Genomic DNA, 15006 nt, shown 5'->3' with positions numbered 1-15006 from the left:
GAGGGCCGGCGGACATGGCACATTCCCGCGCGTGCAGAAGACGCGCGTCTACCTGTCGCCGGGCATGTTCGGCTTCGCGACCCTCGCCTCCCTCGAGTATTTCGAGCACTTCATCCGCGCGATCGAGGAGCGGTTCCGCGATCGCGGCCGGATCGTCGAGATCCACGTCTGCGAGGTCCACCCGACGGCCTCCATCCTCCGCCGGGCGGCGAAGCTCGCCCGCCTCGTGGAAGAGAGCGCGGGGGACGACGACGGTCCTATCCACATCGTAGGCCACTCGACCGGAGGCCTGGACGCTCGCCTCGTCGCTTCGCCGACGGCGCGGCTCCCCGGGAACGCTCACCGCCGACTCGGATGGACGAGCCGGCTGCGGTCCGTCACCACCATCAACACGCCTCATTTCGGCACCCCGCTCGCCGCCTTCTTCGCCACGGTGAGCGGCCAGCGCCTGCTCTACGCCGTCACCGCGCTGACGGTGGCCGGCCTCAAGCTCGGCGCACCGCCGCTCGCGGCCGCGTCGGCGCTGGTCGCCGCGTTCGGCCGGGCGCAGCTCGGCTTCTTCGAGTTCGAGCTCATCGATCGCGCGGTCGAGAGCTTCATCCGCGTGCTCGACGACGCCTCGAGCCGCGAGCTGCGCGCCTGGCTGAAGCTCCTGCGCGACGACCAGGGCGCCATCGTCCAGCTCATGCCCGAGGCGATGGATCTGCTCCACGCCGGCCTCGAGGACCGCGCGGGCTTGCGGTACCAGAGCGTCGCGACGTACGCGCCACGCAACGCCGTCCGCGACTGGGTATCGGCGCTCCGGTCGCCGTGGGGGGCGATGTCGGCTGCCATCTTCACCGCGCTGTCGAACATCACCGCCCGCCTGAACGAGCACTACCCTTGCCGCTCTCATGACGGCTCGATCGAGCAGAAGCTCGCGCGCGTGCTCGGCGAGCTGCCGCCGCCGGACGCCAACGACGGCGTGGTCCCGCTCGCCTCGCAGGTCTGGGGGGAGCTCATCTGGGCCGGCAAGGCCGACCACCTGGACATCGTCGGCCATTTTCCGGGCAAGGGCGGGCACATCGACTGGCTGGCGAGCGGAGCTCGCTTCAATCGCCTGCGCTTCGACGCGGTGCTCGATCGCATCGTGACCGGGATGGTCGCCGGCGAGCAGGGCGGCCTGACAGAGCACGCGGCGGCGCCGCCGCGCCCGCTCGCGGAGGCGCGCGCATCGGAGCGCGGCATGGACGGGGGGCAGAGCAGCGCCTCGACGAGCTCGGGCGGCGAGCCCGCCGCGTGAGCCGCGGCGGCGCGGCGCGCGCGCTCGATCAGATCACGGCGGAGCTCGTCGAGTGCCGGCGCTGCCCGCGGCTCGTGGCGTGGCGCGAGGAGATCGCGCGAGAGAAGCGGCGCGCTTACCGGGACCAGATCTACTGGGGCCGCCCTGTGCCAGGCTTCGGCGATCCGGACGCGCCGCTCGTGATCGTCGGGCTGGCCCCGGCGGCGCACGGCGGGAACCGCACCGGCCGCATGTTCACCGGCGATCGATCGGGTGATTTCCTCTACGCGGCGCTCTATCGAGCGGGGCTCGCCTCGCAGCCGACGAGCACCTCGCGAGACGATGGGCTCTCGCTTCGGGGCGTGTTCATCACCGCCCCCTGCCGTTGCGCTCCCCCGGACAACAAGCCCACGATCGCCGAGCTCGCGACGTGCCGCGGGTGGATCGACCGAGAGCTCGCGGCGCTGCATCGGGCGCGCGTCTACCTCGCGCTCGGCAAGATCGGCTATGACGCCGTCGCCGCGCTCGCCCGCGCGCGCGGCGCATCCGCGGGGGATCGCGCGGAAGCTCATCCACGCCTCCCGCCGTTCGCGCACGGCGTGGAGGCGGTGATCCCCGATCCTCGCGGCGGCGCGGCGGAGGCGCTGCTCTTCGGCAGCTACCACGTCAGCCAGCAGAACACCCAGACGGGGCGGCTCACCGGCGACATGTTCGACGAGGTCCTGCGCCGCGCGATCAGCGCAGCAGGGCTTCGCGCCTCCGAGCGATCCGGACGTTAGTCCTGCTTCGACAGGAGCTTCTGCAGATCGCCCGACTGGAACATCTCCGTCAGGATGTCGGAGCCGCCGATGAACTTCCCGTCCACGTAGACCTGCGGGATCGTCGGCCACTGCGAGTAGTCCTTGATCCCTTGGCGCAGCGAGGGATCGGACAGCACGTTGACGTCCTTGAAGTCCACGCCGCACTTTTTCAGGATGTCGACGGCCCGCGCCGAGAACCCGCATTGCGGGAAGGTCTTGGTGCCCTTCATGAAGAGGACGACGCGGTTGCTCTCGACGGTATCCTTGATCGCCTGGTGGATGTCGCTCATGGCTCGTTCCTGATCTCCCGCCGCGAGCGGGATCGCCCATTGTTCAATCTACACAGAAGCGGCGCGTGACTGCCGGGCCGCACGCCGTGGCGTGCCGGCGGGGCTCGCGACGGGACCGCACTGGACTCGCCAAGCGGACCACGTGACCGCCCCGCCCCGCGCGCGGTTGTGAACGGGGTTTCTGGTGTCGCCCTCCGCCCGCGTCAACTGGGCTGGAACGCCGCAGGGGTCCCATGGAGGACTGCAGGGACCAGTGTATCCTCGGGCGGGTGCGACGACGTCTGGGTGCGTCTTCGCGAGCGATGGGGGCCGGTGGGCGGCGCCGGCCAGGCTCAGCGCATCTACCGAGGGGGCTCGACGGCCGCGGCCGTGCAGGGACACGCCGAGCGATCGACACAGCGGGCACCTGTCCGTGGACACCGAAACGTCGAATGCTGGTCGACAGCGTGCTCCAGGACCTGTGTACCCAGGCCGCGGCGAGGCCGCTTTCCGCTCGCTGGACGCGCCTCGTGCCACCCGCACCGCAGCGTCTGGCCTCGCGCTGCCAAGTCGTTGTAGAACACGCCCCCACCTCGGCCGTCTTACCGACCGTGACCAGCGGCGGTGAGCCGCCGCGGGTGCGGCGAGCGTCCCATTGTCGCGGCCTCACCCGCACAACCCTGAAGGAGCCTCGTATGCGCTTGCACGTCCTCATCCCAGCGGCCCTGCTCGGCCTCGCGCCCCTCGCCTGCGGCGGCAGCGACCCGGAGCCGAACAACCCGTCGCAGATGCAGAACCAGTACGGGGCGTCAACCCAGTACCCGCCCGGACAATACCCGCCCGGACAATACGGTCAGCCCGCCCAGCCGGGCCAGTACGGCCAACCCACCCAGCCAGGCCAGTACCCGCCGCCTGCCACCACGACCCCCACCCCGACGCAGACGCCGACCGCAACGGGCACGAGCACCGGCCAGGCGACCCCGATCGCGCCTGCCGCGGTCAGCGCAGCGACCCCGGTCCTCACCGCCATGGCGGCCTCGGAGGTCCAGGGCATGCAGCCGGAAGGCGGCGCGTTCGCCGGGCAGTTCCAGGACGGCCAGACGCTCGAGCAGCCGTTCAATATCCAGCCGGGCAAGTGTTACTCGGTGATCGGCGTGGGCCTCGGCGTCCAGGAGCTCAACCTGCAGATCGTCGCGCAGCCCGCGCCGATGCTGCCGCCCGTGGTGCTCTCCCAGGACAACACCACCGGACCGAACGCCACGCTCGGCGGCAAAGGCTCTTGCTTCAAGAACCCGCTCCCCGTGGGCGGCCCCGCGAAGGCCATCATGACCGTCCGGGGCAGCGGCCTCGCCGTCGCCCAGATCTACGTGAAGTAGTCGCGTACCTGCGGGCCGGCGCCGTCTGCCTCACGCCTCGAGGAGTGGCGCCGCCGCTCGCGCCTCGGGACGTCCGCTGCCCTGCGGTCGTCCGCTGCCGCCATGCGGCCCTGGCACCACCGCCTCGCGGCACAGGTCGCGACGGCACTCCTGTGTGAACCCACCCCAAGCTTTGCTCGACAGTATCGGTGTCCAATGGACACGGCTCACCCGGAAGGCCGTCGTACGTTTGCCCCTCCACTGTTCGCCGGGGGAGATGCAAGGTACACTCCAAGGGTGAGCTTGCCTTGGAAGTACTCGGCTCCCTGGATCGCCATCGTCGGACTGGCGTCCTGCTCTTTTCGTATGGCCGACGGGTCGGCGGAGAGCCCCGATATGCCCGGGGAGACCGCTCAACCCACGGTCCTGGCGTTCGAGGAGGAAGGGACGCTGCAGCTCGTGCCAGGGGAACTGCGCACGGTGTGGGTCACGGGACAACCTCCGGCGCCCTACGAGGTGAGCTTCACCCTCCTCGGCGAAGCTGCAGGTGCATGGGTCGATCGCACGACGGCCGTCGCGGACGAAAATGGCAGGGCCTCGGTTCAGCTCCACGCCTCGACCCTGGGAAGCACGTTCCGGCTCCGCGCCGCGACGAAGAGCGGGCCGTCCGCGGAGCTCGGTGTTTCGGTGAGCGCGGAGGGCTTCGGCACGCTCCGCGTCATCCCGGTCTACGAGGGGACGCGCGTCGCGAAGGACTGGACGGCGAGCGTCGTCGCGGAGGCCACTTGCGAGGAGATCGCAGCCGCCGCGCCCGAAGCACCCGTGGGCGCGCTTGTGGCGCACGGCGGTCCAGACGAACCGGTGGTCGTCGAGGGCGCGCCTGTGGGGCCGAGCCTTACCGTCGCTCTGCACAGCGGTCGGATCATGTGGGGTTGCGTGGGGGAACGAGAGCTGCAGTCCGGCTCCGCGCGCGACGTCTGGGTCCCGATCAAGGACCTGCCGATCGATATGGCGGCGACGCGCCTCGACACGAAGCTGACCCTCGTGACAGCGGAGGGGCTGACCGCGATGCTGGAAGCAGCGACCGAGCAGCTGCTCGACGCATTCTTGCCTGCCGACGCGGAAGCCGCGTCCCTGCTCGACGCCATGCAGCGCGCGGCGCCGCCGGACCAGGCGCCCGCGTTCGCCGCGAAGCGGATCGAGCGTGACTGGGACGCGGCAGCCCAGGCGCACCTCGCCGCGCTCCCGATCCCCCTGCGCGACAGGTGCCGTGGATGGGCTCATACCGGGCTCGCGGGTACGCCGCTCGCAATCGACGGCCAGCTGAGCGGCGTGGAAGACATGCAGGGACGCGCGCTCTTCGAGGCGAGCTGGCTCGGCAGCGTGACCGCTGACAGCGCGGGCGTGCCAGCGGCACATTTCATGTCGTGGACGGCGGACCCCGGCGATGTGCTCCGGCTCGCGGGGACGCTGACGTGGTCGCCAACCCGATACATCGGCGGAGTGACCGGGCTCGGGGTCGCAGCGGAGGCGGCTGCGGAGTCCGTCCCTGCAGCGCTCGCCGCTGCGGCAGAGTGCCAGGCGCTCGGCGAGCTGCTCGGCGGCTACGCCGACTGCACAGGCGACTGCATGGCCATGCTGTGCGCTGGCGGGCTCAAGCTCCTGTGGCGCGCTGGCACGGAGGCATCGGAGACGGCAGGTATGATCGGCGAGATCGTCGTGAACGCTTCAGGCCCTGCGCAGCTCAACAGCTCCGCCGCGCCGATCGCGTGGACGGCAGACTGGCTCGGGACCATCCGCCGCGGGGAAGGCGAGGAGGTCGGCGTCGAGGGGCGGGTGAACGCGGTTTCGCCGGACGCCATCACCAACTAGCGGATCATCTGGCGGCGTCCTTCGGCTCGCAGCGCAACCGCCACCTCCGGCCCGTTGCTCGCTCGGTCGCAGCGAGCGGGATCGCGCTGGCGCCAACGTCGTTCTGCTTCTCGGGTGCCTTCGAGAAGGCGCCCTGCAGCCTCACCGCCATCGCCTCCACGCATGCGCTGCCTGGATCCAGGCGAAGCCGGAACTCGGCGCCGTCGACGGAGGGAGAGCTGCCGCCGACATCGAAGCTCGGCGACCCCTCCAGGCTTGTGTCGAGGAGCCAGCCGTCCTGACCCGGGGCACAGCGCTCGATCCGTGTGTCCGCGAGGTCCTTGCGGCCGAGCGGCACGGCCTCGCCGAGCGCGCCGGTCTCGCGGTCGATCGGGAGCACGTGCCAGGAGCCGGCGCGCACGCCAGGGTCGGGTGCCGCCGAGATGAGCAGGCCGACGCCGCCGCCCAGCGCACGCCGGACCAGGCGCGGAGGATCCACGCCGTAGCCCGTGCGGCCAGGGCGATAGTAGGTCGCCAGCTGCCGTGCGATCCCGAGGTCGGCGCGCCACAGCGCCACGACGTCATACGAGCCGCCAGGCGTCACGAAGAACCACGTCTCGCCGAGCCGCACGGCGCCGTTCGGAAACGGCCGGAGGAAATTGCCCGCGCGGCCTGCGCTGTCGCGCAACGGAAGGATCGGCAGCCCTTCAGAGGCTGCGAACAGGCTGCATCCGGCGCCGCGACACACGTGGGTCAGCGCGGCCCGTCCGCCAGGATCGAGGTACGCGCCCCAGGACGCCGCCCCCTGACTCACCACGCCGAGCGCCTCAGCGGCCGACGCCTCATCCGACCAAGGCGAGGCGCTCACGCCGCTGGAACGCACCCCGCCATCTGGATCGAAGCGATCGTCGAAACGGAGGAGCCAGCGCCCGGCGCGCGCCCAGTCCGCGCCTCGCTTGCCCCATGCGTAGGCGCGCATCGTCACGATGTCGTACGGAGCCCCGTTGTCGAGGCCGACCTCGTCCGCCCCGCGCTTGGGCGGCGGCGTGTTGCGGAAAGGAGCCCACGGCGACGTCGGTATCTCCGTCGACGCCGAGCGCGTGACGGACGAGGCCGGGCGCGCTCCCTCGGCGCGCGCGGAAGGCGCGGCGGGAGGCTTGTCCGGCAACGGTGGCGTCGAGGAGCCGACGGCCTCGCAGCGCATCGCGATCGGGCTCCCCGCGCGGAGCGGCATCTGGAGCACCGGCGGCGGCTTCGCCTCGGCGAGATCGTCCGCCAGCGCCGTCTTGCCCCAGCCGACCCGGATCCAGCCCCTGAAGACGCAGCCGACGGGGCCGCACGCGCGCGTCCTCGACGCCGCGGTGTCGTCGTCCCGCTCCGGCAGATCGAGCGCACGCCAGGTCATGCCGCCGTCCGTCGACTCGGCGGCGCGCTCGCCTTCTCCAAGGGAGAACGCGAACCGCCCTGACAACAGCGCGCCCGTGCCGTCCTGGCGCGGCGCCCCCGCGGTCACCTTCCCGCTCTTCGCGTCGATCCGAACGCCCACGATCGGACCGCCTGCCTCTACCCAGCCGCCGATGACGCCGGGCTCACGCTCCTCGAACCCTTCGATCCACATACCGCGCTGCAGATCGCGCGCGATGCTGCGCGGCTTGGGCGGGAGGATCAGCGGGACGGTCGTGACGTCGCTCCCCTTGAGCAGCGTGAGCTGCCCCGATGCGTCCAGGCGAGGCGGCGAGAGGACGGCGATGCGGCCGTCGGACAGCGCGACGACGCGCTCGATGCCGACGTCTCGCGCGGGCGCGCGGACGTGGATCTCGCGGGTGCGCCCGTCGGCGGCGACGACGCAGTACGCACGCCCGGCGCGCACCGCGCTGTCTTCACTGCAGGAGCCGCGGATCACCAGCGCGCCGTTGCCGCTCGCGACCACGAAGCGGGGCTCGTCGAAGCGCATCAGCCGGCGCACGCCGAGCGGCGGCTGGAACGCGTACAGCGTCGTCGGCCCCTCGCGCTCGCCGCACACGAACCCGAACGACGCTCCCGCGCGGATCGCATGGCAGGCCGCCTCTCGCTCCGGATAGGCGTCGGGCGCGACGTCGATCACCGCCCCGTCGCGCAGCGAGACGCGCGCCAGGGCGCCGCCGCGAGCCACCACCGCGGTCGTGCTCGAGTCGGGCCACCCGTCCTCGACCGCGGCGCGAAGCGGGCGCCTCCCGAGAGGTCCCTGGGCGCGCGCCGGCGGCTCCTGCACGTCGTCGGAAGGCTCCAGCGTGCGGTACGTCACGCCGCCGCGCGCATCGACCGCGTAGAGCCCGCTCGCGGTCATCACCGCAGGATCGCCGCCGACGACGGCGACAGAGGTCGGCCGCGCGTCGATCTCGACCTCACGCCAGGTGGCCCCGGCGTCGAACGTGACGAGCAGGCCGCGCAGATCGGCCTCGACCAGGGCGCGCCAGCCGTCGGCGAACGCGATCTGGCCGTAACTGCTCGCCGGTGGGAGCGGGCCGAGCGGCATCGCCGCGCCCGTCTGCGCGTCGATCGCGAGGAGCCGGTGGCTGTGCGAGAGCCGCGCGTAGAGGCGATCGAACCCCGCGAGGATCTCGTTCGCCTCCGACGGCAGCTGCACGAGCGGCTCGAGCGGGGCGAGCCACGCCTGGGCCCGCCAGAGCTGCGCGCTGCCGCGGTTCGAGGCGTAGAACAGGTAACCGCCGCCCAGGCGCGCCGGCAGCTTGAGCGAGGTGACCTGACCTGACGGCAACAGGTCGGCGGCGCGCTCGAGCGATCCATCGTCGTGCGCGACGACGCGCATGCGATCGATGAGCACCCGCTTGGCCCCCGCCTCGCTGGCCACCACGCCGCGCTCTCCGACGAGATCCGGGAGCAACCGCGATGGAGTGACCATGGTCACGAGCGCCCCCTGCGAGGATCGCCCGCCCGGCGCCGAGCGCGATGCCTGCCCAGAGGGGCTGCGATCGCTCGACGCCGGTCCTCCGGATGGCGTCATCGCCGCCCGTCCACCGCACCCTGCCGCGCTCGCGCAGAGGAGCAGCGCCATCGCGGAGCGCCGCGCCGCGCCCGGCATCCACCGAGGAATCGGCGCGCGCAGCCGCCCGTCGGGCTCACTCATGACGGACGATGCTAGCGCGGCGGTCCGGGCGCCGCACCGTCCTTGCGGGCGCCCACGCCAAGGTTCAGCCGCGGCTCGCGTCGTGCGTGTCTGCAGCGGCTGGCTCATGCCCGTCGCGCGTCGCACGCCCAGCGCCGGAGCGGCCGCTGCGCGCGCGGCTCCGGCGACGAGGATCTCCGCTCACCGATCGGACGACGGCCGTCGTGCGTTCACTTGCCCTTGGCGGAGCACTGCATCGCGCACATCAGATCGCCGACCGCGCACCCGCAGCCGCCGCGCTTCGCGGGGGCCGGAGCGGCCGCCGCTGGGGCGGCCGCAGCAGGCGTCTGCTTGCCTGCGGTGCTGCCGCCGGTGTTCGGTCGCGGCGACGGCCTCGCGTTCGGGCGCGCCCCTGCTGCCGTCGGCGTGGCGCTCGGCGCGGCGCTCGCGACCGGTTCTGCCGTCGCGGTCGCCGACGCCGTCGCCGACGCGGTGGGCGCCGGCGCCGCCGTCGGCTCCGGGGGCGCCGTCGTCGCCGGCGCGGCGGCCGTGGGCGGCGTCGTTTCGACTGCAGTGGGAACCGGCGTGGCGCCGCCGCCCTTCATCAGGAAGAAGACGCCTGCGATCGCGATGCCCGCGATCGCGATGCCCGCACCGATGATCAAGGGGGCGCGGTTCTTGGAAGGGGCCTCGCCGACGTTCGGCGGCGCGACCGACGGCGCTCGAGCCGTGGTCACGATCGGCGCGCTGAGCTGGAACAGGCCGCCATCGTTGGCGACGATGCTCGCGACGGGCGACGGCGCTCGGACGCCAGCCCCCGATGCGAGGGCCTTCAGGTCGATGAGGCCGGAGTCATCCGAGGCGCTGACGGCCGCCCGCGCTGGGGCAGGCGCGGCGGCCTTCGCCGTGAGGGCGCTCAGCGAGAACAGCATCGAGTTCTCGTCGCGCTGGCCAGGCGCGGCGCCGCTCTTGAAGAGCGGAGCGCTCGTGGCCACGTCGTCGGAGCTGGGCCGATGCGCCTCGACGCCCGGGCTCCCGCCGAAGAGATCCTGCGTCGGACGCGCCGGATCGCGACGCACCGCCGCTGCCCGAGGAGCGGCCGCGACCGACTCGACCCCCGGGGAGGTCTGCCCGAGGGCCGCTCCCCCGCTGGGCACGGACGTCGACTGCGCCGGCGCCGGCTCCTGCGCGGCCACCGAGGCAGGAGCGCTGCCTGCGTGCAGGGCCGCGACGATCGAGTCGATCTGGCCGAGCGGCTGCCAGTCGGCCATCCCGTCCGCCCAGACGTACGTCTCGGCGTTGATCACCCCCGACTGGTAGCTCGTGACGATCTCGGCCAGCGCCATCGAGCGCTGATCGCCGTCCGCCACGTTGACCAGGTACGTCGTCCCGTCATTCGGAACGCTCGTGCCGGACACCGGATCGGCGACCCCGCCGTTCGTCGTCACGCCCGAGCTGTTCACGAGGATCGTCGCGCCGCATTTGCGGCACTTGATCTTGACGGTTCTGCCTTGGACCTTCTCGTCCGAGACGGTGTATTTCGACTGACAGGACTGGCAGGTGATCTTCATTGGGGGCTGGCCCGCTGGGGTGTAGTGCCGGCGAGGCGTCGCGTAGAGTTTACCTTGATGCCGCGCCGGTGGCCCGCTCTCTGACGTGCCAGTCGCGCGTCTGATCTCGCAGCTCCGCTTTACGATAGCCGAGGTCGTCGTCCCTTCGTAAAGCACAAAGGGACGGACCGCCGACGGGACCGTTGTCGGGATGCGGCGCAGCAGCGCGCAGGTCGGGCTCCGGAGTGCGACCAGCCGCCTCGCGGCTCGGCTCAGGCGCCCATCCGCGCTGGGAGGCGGCTCACACTCGACGCGCCCACGCGACCCGTGATTGCTGCGGTACTGCGAACGTGCGGTGTGGCGGTGTGAGCTCACGGCGCGGCGCGGTGTGCGCTCGCGGCGCGGAGCGGCAAGGAGGCTCCGTCAGGCGTCGCCGCGCGCGGAACCGAGCTCTTCCAGGACGGGCTCGTCGGTGACGACCGGCACATCGTCGACCGGGTCTTGCGGCTCGGCGCTCTCGCTGTGCCCCTGGGCCTCGTGGCTCCCCACGTGCTCCCCGTACGCCTGCAGCTTCGAGTACAGGCCGCGGCGGCTGATCCCGAGCACGCGGGCGGCGCGCTGCTTGTTGCCGCGCACCGCCTCGAGGGTCAGCAGGATGAGCTTGCGCTCCGCGTCCGCCAGGCGCGTTCCGACCGGAAGGCGCAGCACGAGCGGGTGCTCCGCCGCTTCGCCGGCGTCCCGCGACGGCTCGGCCTCGTGCGTGCCTGCCTCCCCCGGCCTCCGCGGCAGCGAGGCAGGGCCGATGGAGGACGGCACAGGCTGCGCGCCGACGTGCGACGGCACAGGCTCGGAGGGAACCACCAGGTCGGCGGCATGAACGATCGGCACCGAGAGCGGCTCGGCCGGCTCGGCAGGGACGACCGGCGCCGCGACCCTCGCCGACGGGATGCTGTCATAGGAACGCCGGCCCGAGCGCCGCTCGATCCGGCCCTGGCCGAGCTGGACGTCGTTGGCCGAGACCAGCTCGTTCGAGGCGAAGAGCGCCGTCTGCTCGATGACGTTGCGCAGCTCGCGGACGTTGCCCGGCCAGTCGTGCTCGGCCAGCCGCTCGACGGCGGCGTCGGAGAGGCGGCGCGCCGGGGTGCCGTAGCGCTTGGCGAACTTCAGCAGGAAGCGCTCGGCGATGGGCAGGATGTCCTCCCTGCGCTCGCGCAGCGGGGGCAGCGTCACCGTGAACACGTTGAGCCGGTAGTAGAGGTCCTCGCGGAAGACGCAGTCGTCGACGAGGTCGAGCAGATCCTTGTTCGTGGCGGCGACGACGCGGACGTCGGCCTCGATCTCCTTGCGGCCGCCGACGCGCGTGAACCGGTACGTCTCGAGCACGCGCAGGAGGCTGACCTGCACGGCCGCGTCCATCGTGCCCACCTCGTCGAGGAAGACGGTGCCGCCCGCCGCCGCCTCGAACTTGCCCTCCGCGGCCGCGAACGCGCCGGTGAACGAGCCCTTCTCGTGGCCGAAGAGCTCGCTGCCGATGAGCTCGCGCGGGATCGCGCCCGTGTGGACCGGCACGAACGGGCCCGCGCGGCGGCGGCTCCGGTTGTGGATCGCGCGCGCGACGAGCTCCTTGCCCGTGCCGCTCTCGCCGACGATGAGCACGGGGGCCATCGTCGCGGCGACGCGATCGATGCGGGTGAAGACCTCCCGCATCCGCGGCGAGCCGCCGATCATCCCCTCGAACACGAGCTGCCCATGGAGGGGATCGTCGTCGTCGAACTCGGTCGGCGGCGACGAGAGGAGCTCGCGCACGAGCAGCACGAGGCGCGCCGGATCGAGCGGCTTCTGGAGGTAGTCGGCCGCTCCCAGCTTGAGCGCATCGACGGCGCTCGTGATCGACGCCGCGCCGGTGACCATGACCACGTGGGGCGGCGGCGCCTTCGGCTCGGGCCCCTCGAGCTCGCCGGGCGAGAGCCGGCGCATCAGATCGACCCCCGTCATGCCCGGCAGGTTGAGATCCGTGACGAGCACGTCAGCCGGCGTCCGCTGGTGGATCTCGAGCGCTTGCTCGCCGCTCGACGCAACGACGACGTCGAGCCCTTCGTGGCGCAGCACCGCCTCGAGGATGGCCGCCTGATCGGGCTCGTCCTCGACGAGGAGCACACGGCCGTGATGGCTGTGGCTCCGATGTGGCGAGCGCGCTTGTCCACGCGGAATTGCAGCTGAAACTGCGTTCGGTCCCAAAGCTTCCCTCCCAGCTCGGCGGACGGACGGCTCGGCCCCGTGCGAGTTGAAACGTGCCGTTAAACTTGTACCTCGCGGGGCCTCGTATCAACTCGGGAGTTGCCTCCTTCTCGGGTGCAAAGCCCCCCTCACATACCGTCCGCGACATGCCGTGCCTGCCCGACGGATGTGGCGCCCCTGGCTCACTGACTCCTGTGGTGACACGCCGCCGCGCGCCTCACCAGCGCTCGATGATGCCGCATGCAATGCGATCGGCCAGCGCCATGCACGTAAGCATCGGATTCACTGCGGGACTTCCAGGAAAGATGCTCGTGTCAGCGACGTACACATTGTCCAGATCGTGGCAGCGCCCCTCCTCATCGACCACCCCGTCCCGCGGACGCCTCGACATCCGCGCTGTACCGAAGGCGTGATTCGCCGCGGTGATCGTGTCGCGCCCGTCGAGCCGTTTGCTCTTCAGGATCTCGGCTTCTTTCGGCGACATCAGCTCGTCGGGCACGCCGTGCAGCCCGGGCAGTATCGACGAGGCCCCCGCCGCCCAGCAGATGTCGGACAAGATGCCGAGACCGCGCTGGATCTTCTCGACGTCGCGCGGTGCGTAGTCGAATCGCACATCAGGGTCCCAGCTGCCGCGCTTCGGACGCACCGTTCCGCGCGACTGCTCGGCTGCAATGATGACGTCGAACGGCGCCATCCGGTTGTATGTCCGGAGGTGACGCTGGTAGTCGTGCCCGAAGCCGGGGAATCGCGCGGCGAGCACGGCCGGAGGCGACCAGAGGACCTCCAGCTTGATGCCTTGCTCGATGAAGTGGAGCGAGTGATAGCCCTGGGTCGCGCCCTCCCATGGATCGATGGGCTCCGGGAACACCGCCATGATGGCGAGCCCCGGGTGGAGCTGGAGCTCGTTGCCCACGTAGCCGCTCGATCCGGCGGCGCCGCTGCGGAGCAGGATGAGCGGGGTCGCCATGCAGCCGGCTGCGAGCACGACGAGCTCCGCCCGTATTTCGACGGGCGCCCCCTCGCGCCAGGTGAAGGGCTCGATCGTGCGCCCGCGCATCCCGGCCGCGCGCCTGCCGGAGAGCAGCAGGTGCTCGGCGCGCACGCTGGTGAAGACGCGCGCGCCTGCCCGGATCGCGGCGGGGACGTACGAGACGTCGGTCGACATCTTTGCGCGGTTGCGACACCCCGTGAAGCACTCGCCCGAGCCGCGGCAGCCGCGCACGTTGCGGTGGGTCGGCTCGCTCGACAGCCCCAGCGCATCGCAGCCGCGCTTGAAGCGCAGGTTGCGCTCGCCCTGCACCTCCATCGGCGTGGGCGAGACGCCGAGCAGGCGCTCGACGCGATCGTAGTGGGGCAGCAGCGCGTCGAGGGTGAGCGAGGCCGTGCCGGTCCGCTCTGCCCACTTGTCGAACACCCAGGCGGGCGAGCGCGCGCAGATGGCCGAGTTGACGACCGAGCCGCCGCCGAGCGCGATCGCCTGCATGGTCGGGATGAGCATGCGCCCGCGGGCGGCGCGCATCCCGCCCTCGCGCAGCGTGCGCGAGAGCGACTCGCCCGCCTCCTGGCGGAAATCCTCCACCCCGAACGGCGGCCCCTCCTCGACGAGGATCACGTCGCGCCCCGCCTCGGCGAGCTCCTTGGCGACGACCGCGCCGCCCGGACCCGAGCCGACGACGAGCACCTCGCACGACGCCCGCACCTCGCCCTCGTAGTCGGCGAACACCTTCACCTGGGAGCGCGGCTCGCCGGGCGCGAGCGGCTCCACCGCGCCCCTCGATCGGAGCGTTGCCTCGGAGAGCGAGCGCCGCTCGCCGCGCTCGCGGCTCGCGGCGCGCGGCGGCTCCGAGAAGCCGGGGAGCTTCATGCGGTCACCCCCGGCGCGAGCGACGGGGGCGCTGCGGCGGCGGGCTCACCCGCCGCTCTCCCGGCGGCGCGGCGCTCGAAGGGCGTGGCGCAGCAGGCAACGCCGATCGCGCCGGCGACCTTCTCGTTCGCGAGATAGCCCATCGAGAGCATCGTCCGCAGCGAGAGGAACGTCACCCGCCGGAGGTAGATACAGCTCTGCGCCATCGACGCGAGCACCGCGATGCGATCGGCCTGCGGGAGGCGCGTGAAGCGGGCGCGGCGCGGCCCGAAGACCCAGGGCGAGAGCTCGACGAAGTGGAACAGCAGCCGCATGTAGGGCCGGAGAGGCCGCGGCGTACGCGCGACGTAGCGGTCGATGTACTCGACCAACCCGGCCTCCGTGCCGGAGACCGGGATCGGGCCACCGGCCGGGAACAGGGCGTCAGCGCAGGCCGCCACGATGGCCCGCTCCTTCACGGACAGCGCGGAAGAGGGCGCACCGGGGGCCGACGCCCTGCGCACGAGGAAGAAGACGGCGGCGAGGGCAAGCGCCGCCAGGGCAACGACAGGACCGATCACGGGCAGGTGCGCAACGAGCTCGCTCATCACTCGACTCCTTCCTTGTCAGCACGGGAAGCCGCCGCCGTGGCTGCCTCGACAGCGTAGTCCTACAGTCAGAGTGCGCAATTTCGTTCGCACTGCGTCGGGGTGTTCGCACACCATCCTGTCCC

General features: G+C 72.0%; 10 protein-coding genes. 4 read left to right on the top strand and 6 right to left on the bottom strand.

Annotation, left to right across the window (positions count from 1 at the left end; genetic code table 11):
- Positions 1-31 precede the first annotated feature (31 nt).
- Both WME79_RS16885 and WME79_RS16880 read left to right on the top strand, forming a co-directional pair.
- On the top strand, positions 32-1282 hold the full coding sequence (locus tag WME79_RS16885) for an esterase/lipase family protein (protein WP_437536653.1): 1251 nt from the start codon (positions 32-34) through the stop codon (positions 1280-1282).
- A complete protein-coding gene (locus tag WME79_RS16880) occupies positions 1279-2040 on the top strand; it encodes a uracil-DNA glycosylase (protein WP_437536650.1) in 762 nt (253 codons plus the stop codon). Before WME79_RS16885 ends, WME79_RS16880 begins: the two co-directional genes overlap by 4 nt.
- On the opposite strand, the gene grxD is transcribed toward WME79_RS16880, so the two are convergent.
- A complete protein-coding gene (gene grxD / locus WME79_RS16875; protein WP_437536647.1) occupies positions 2037-2351 on the bottom strand; it encodes a Grx4 family monothiol glutaredoxin in 315 nt (104 codons plus the stop codon). The genes WME79_RS16880 and grxD overlap by 4 nt on opposite strands.
- Before the next feature lie 674 nt (positions 2352-3025).
- Here grxD and WME79_RS16870 point away from each other — a divergent pair.
- Positions 3026-3706, top strand: coding sequence for a hypothetical protein (locus WME79_RS16870; protein ID WP_437536644.1), 681 nt, complete (start codon positions 3026-3028; stop codon positions 3704-3706).
- A gap of 276 nt (positions 3707-3982) precedes the next feature.
- A complete protein-coding gene (locus tag WME79_RS16865) occupies positions 3983-5557 on the top strand; it encodes a hypothetical protein (protein ID WP_437536641.1) in 1575 nt (524 codons plus the stop codon).
- A 4-nt stretch (positions 5558-5561) separates the two neighbouring features.
- On the opposite strand, the gene WME79_RS16860 is transcribed toward WME79_RS16865, so the two are convergent.
- From WME79_RS16860 to WME79_RS16840, 5 genes are all read right to left on the bottom strand, one after another.
- Positions 5562-8663 (bottom strand): hypothetical protein, encoded by a 3102-nt coding sequence (locus tag WME79_RS16860; protein ID WP_437536638.1) that lies wholly within the window; start codon positions 8661-8663, stop codon positions 5562-5564.
- A gap of 209 nt (positions 8664-8872) precedes the next feature.
- Positions 8873-10213 (bottom strand): zinc-ribbon domain-containing protein, encoded by a 1341-nt coding sequence (locus WME79_RS16855; protein WP_437536635.1) that lies wholly within the window; start codon positions 10211-10213, stop codon positions 8873-8875.
- Between the two features lie 402 nt (positions 10214-10615).
- Positions 10616-12349 carry a sigma-54-dependent transcriptional regulator gene (locus WME79_RS16850; RefSeq protein ID WP_437536632.1) on the bottom strand — a complete coding sequence of 578 codons (1734 nt, stop codon included), beginning with the start codon at positions 12347-12349 and terminating at the stop codon, positions 10616-10618.
- Between the two features lie 298 nt (positions 12350-12647).
- A complete protein-coding gene (locus WME79_RS16845; protein WP_437536629.1) occupies positions 12648-14294 on the bottom strand; it encodes a GMC family oxidoreductase N-terminal domain-containing protein in 1647 nt (548 codons plus the stop codon).
- Complete coding sequence (locus WME79_RS16840) at positions 14291-14881, bottom strand: gluconate 2-dehydrogenase subunit 3 family protein (RefSeq protein ID WP_437536627.1); 591 nt, start codon at positions 14879-14881, stop codon at positions 14291-14293. Before WME79_RS16840 ends, WME79_RS16845 begins: the two co-directional genes overlap by 4 nt.
- Between the last annotated feature and the right edge of the window lie 125 nt (positions 14882-15006).

Origin of the sequence: Sorangium sp. So ce726, from assembly GCF_051521405.1 — a bacterium.
In the GTDB taxonomy this organism is placed as follows: domain Bacteria; phylum Myxococcota_A; class Polyangia; order Polyangiales; family Polyangiaceae; genus Sorangium.
Note: the sequence above shows the minus strand (reverse complement) of the source record. Positions and strands in the feature narration are given on the sequence as shown.

What these genes read in the sequence shown, in the direction of transcription:
- WME79_RS16840 (WP_437536627.1), bottom strand. Translation starts at nt 14,881, where the DNA reads ATGAGCGAGCTCGTTGCGCACCTGCCCGTGATCGGTCCTGTCGTTGCC.
- WME79_RS16855 (WP_437536635.1), bottom strand. Translation starts at nt 10,213, where the DNA reads ATGAAGATCACCTGCCAGTCCTGTCAGTCGAAATACACCGTCTCGGAC.
- WME79_RS16845 (WP_437536629.1), bottom strand. Translation starts at nt 14,294, where the DNA reads ATGAAGCTCCCCGGCTTCTCGGAGCCGCCGCGCGCCGCGAGCCGCGAG.
- grxD (WP_437536647.1), bottom strand. Translation starts at nt 2,351, where the DNA reads ATGAGCGACATCCACCAGGCGATCAAGGATACCGTCGAGAGCAACCGC.
- WME79_RS16860 (WP_437536638.1), bottom strand. Translation starts at nt 8,663, where the DNA reads ATGAGTGAGCCCGACGGGCGGCTGCGCGCGCCGATTCCTCGGTGGATG.
- WME79_RS16870 (WP_437536644.1), top strand. Translation starts at nt 3,026, where the DNA reads ATGCGCTTGCACGTCCTCATCCCAGCGGCCCTGCTCGGCCTCGCGCCC.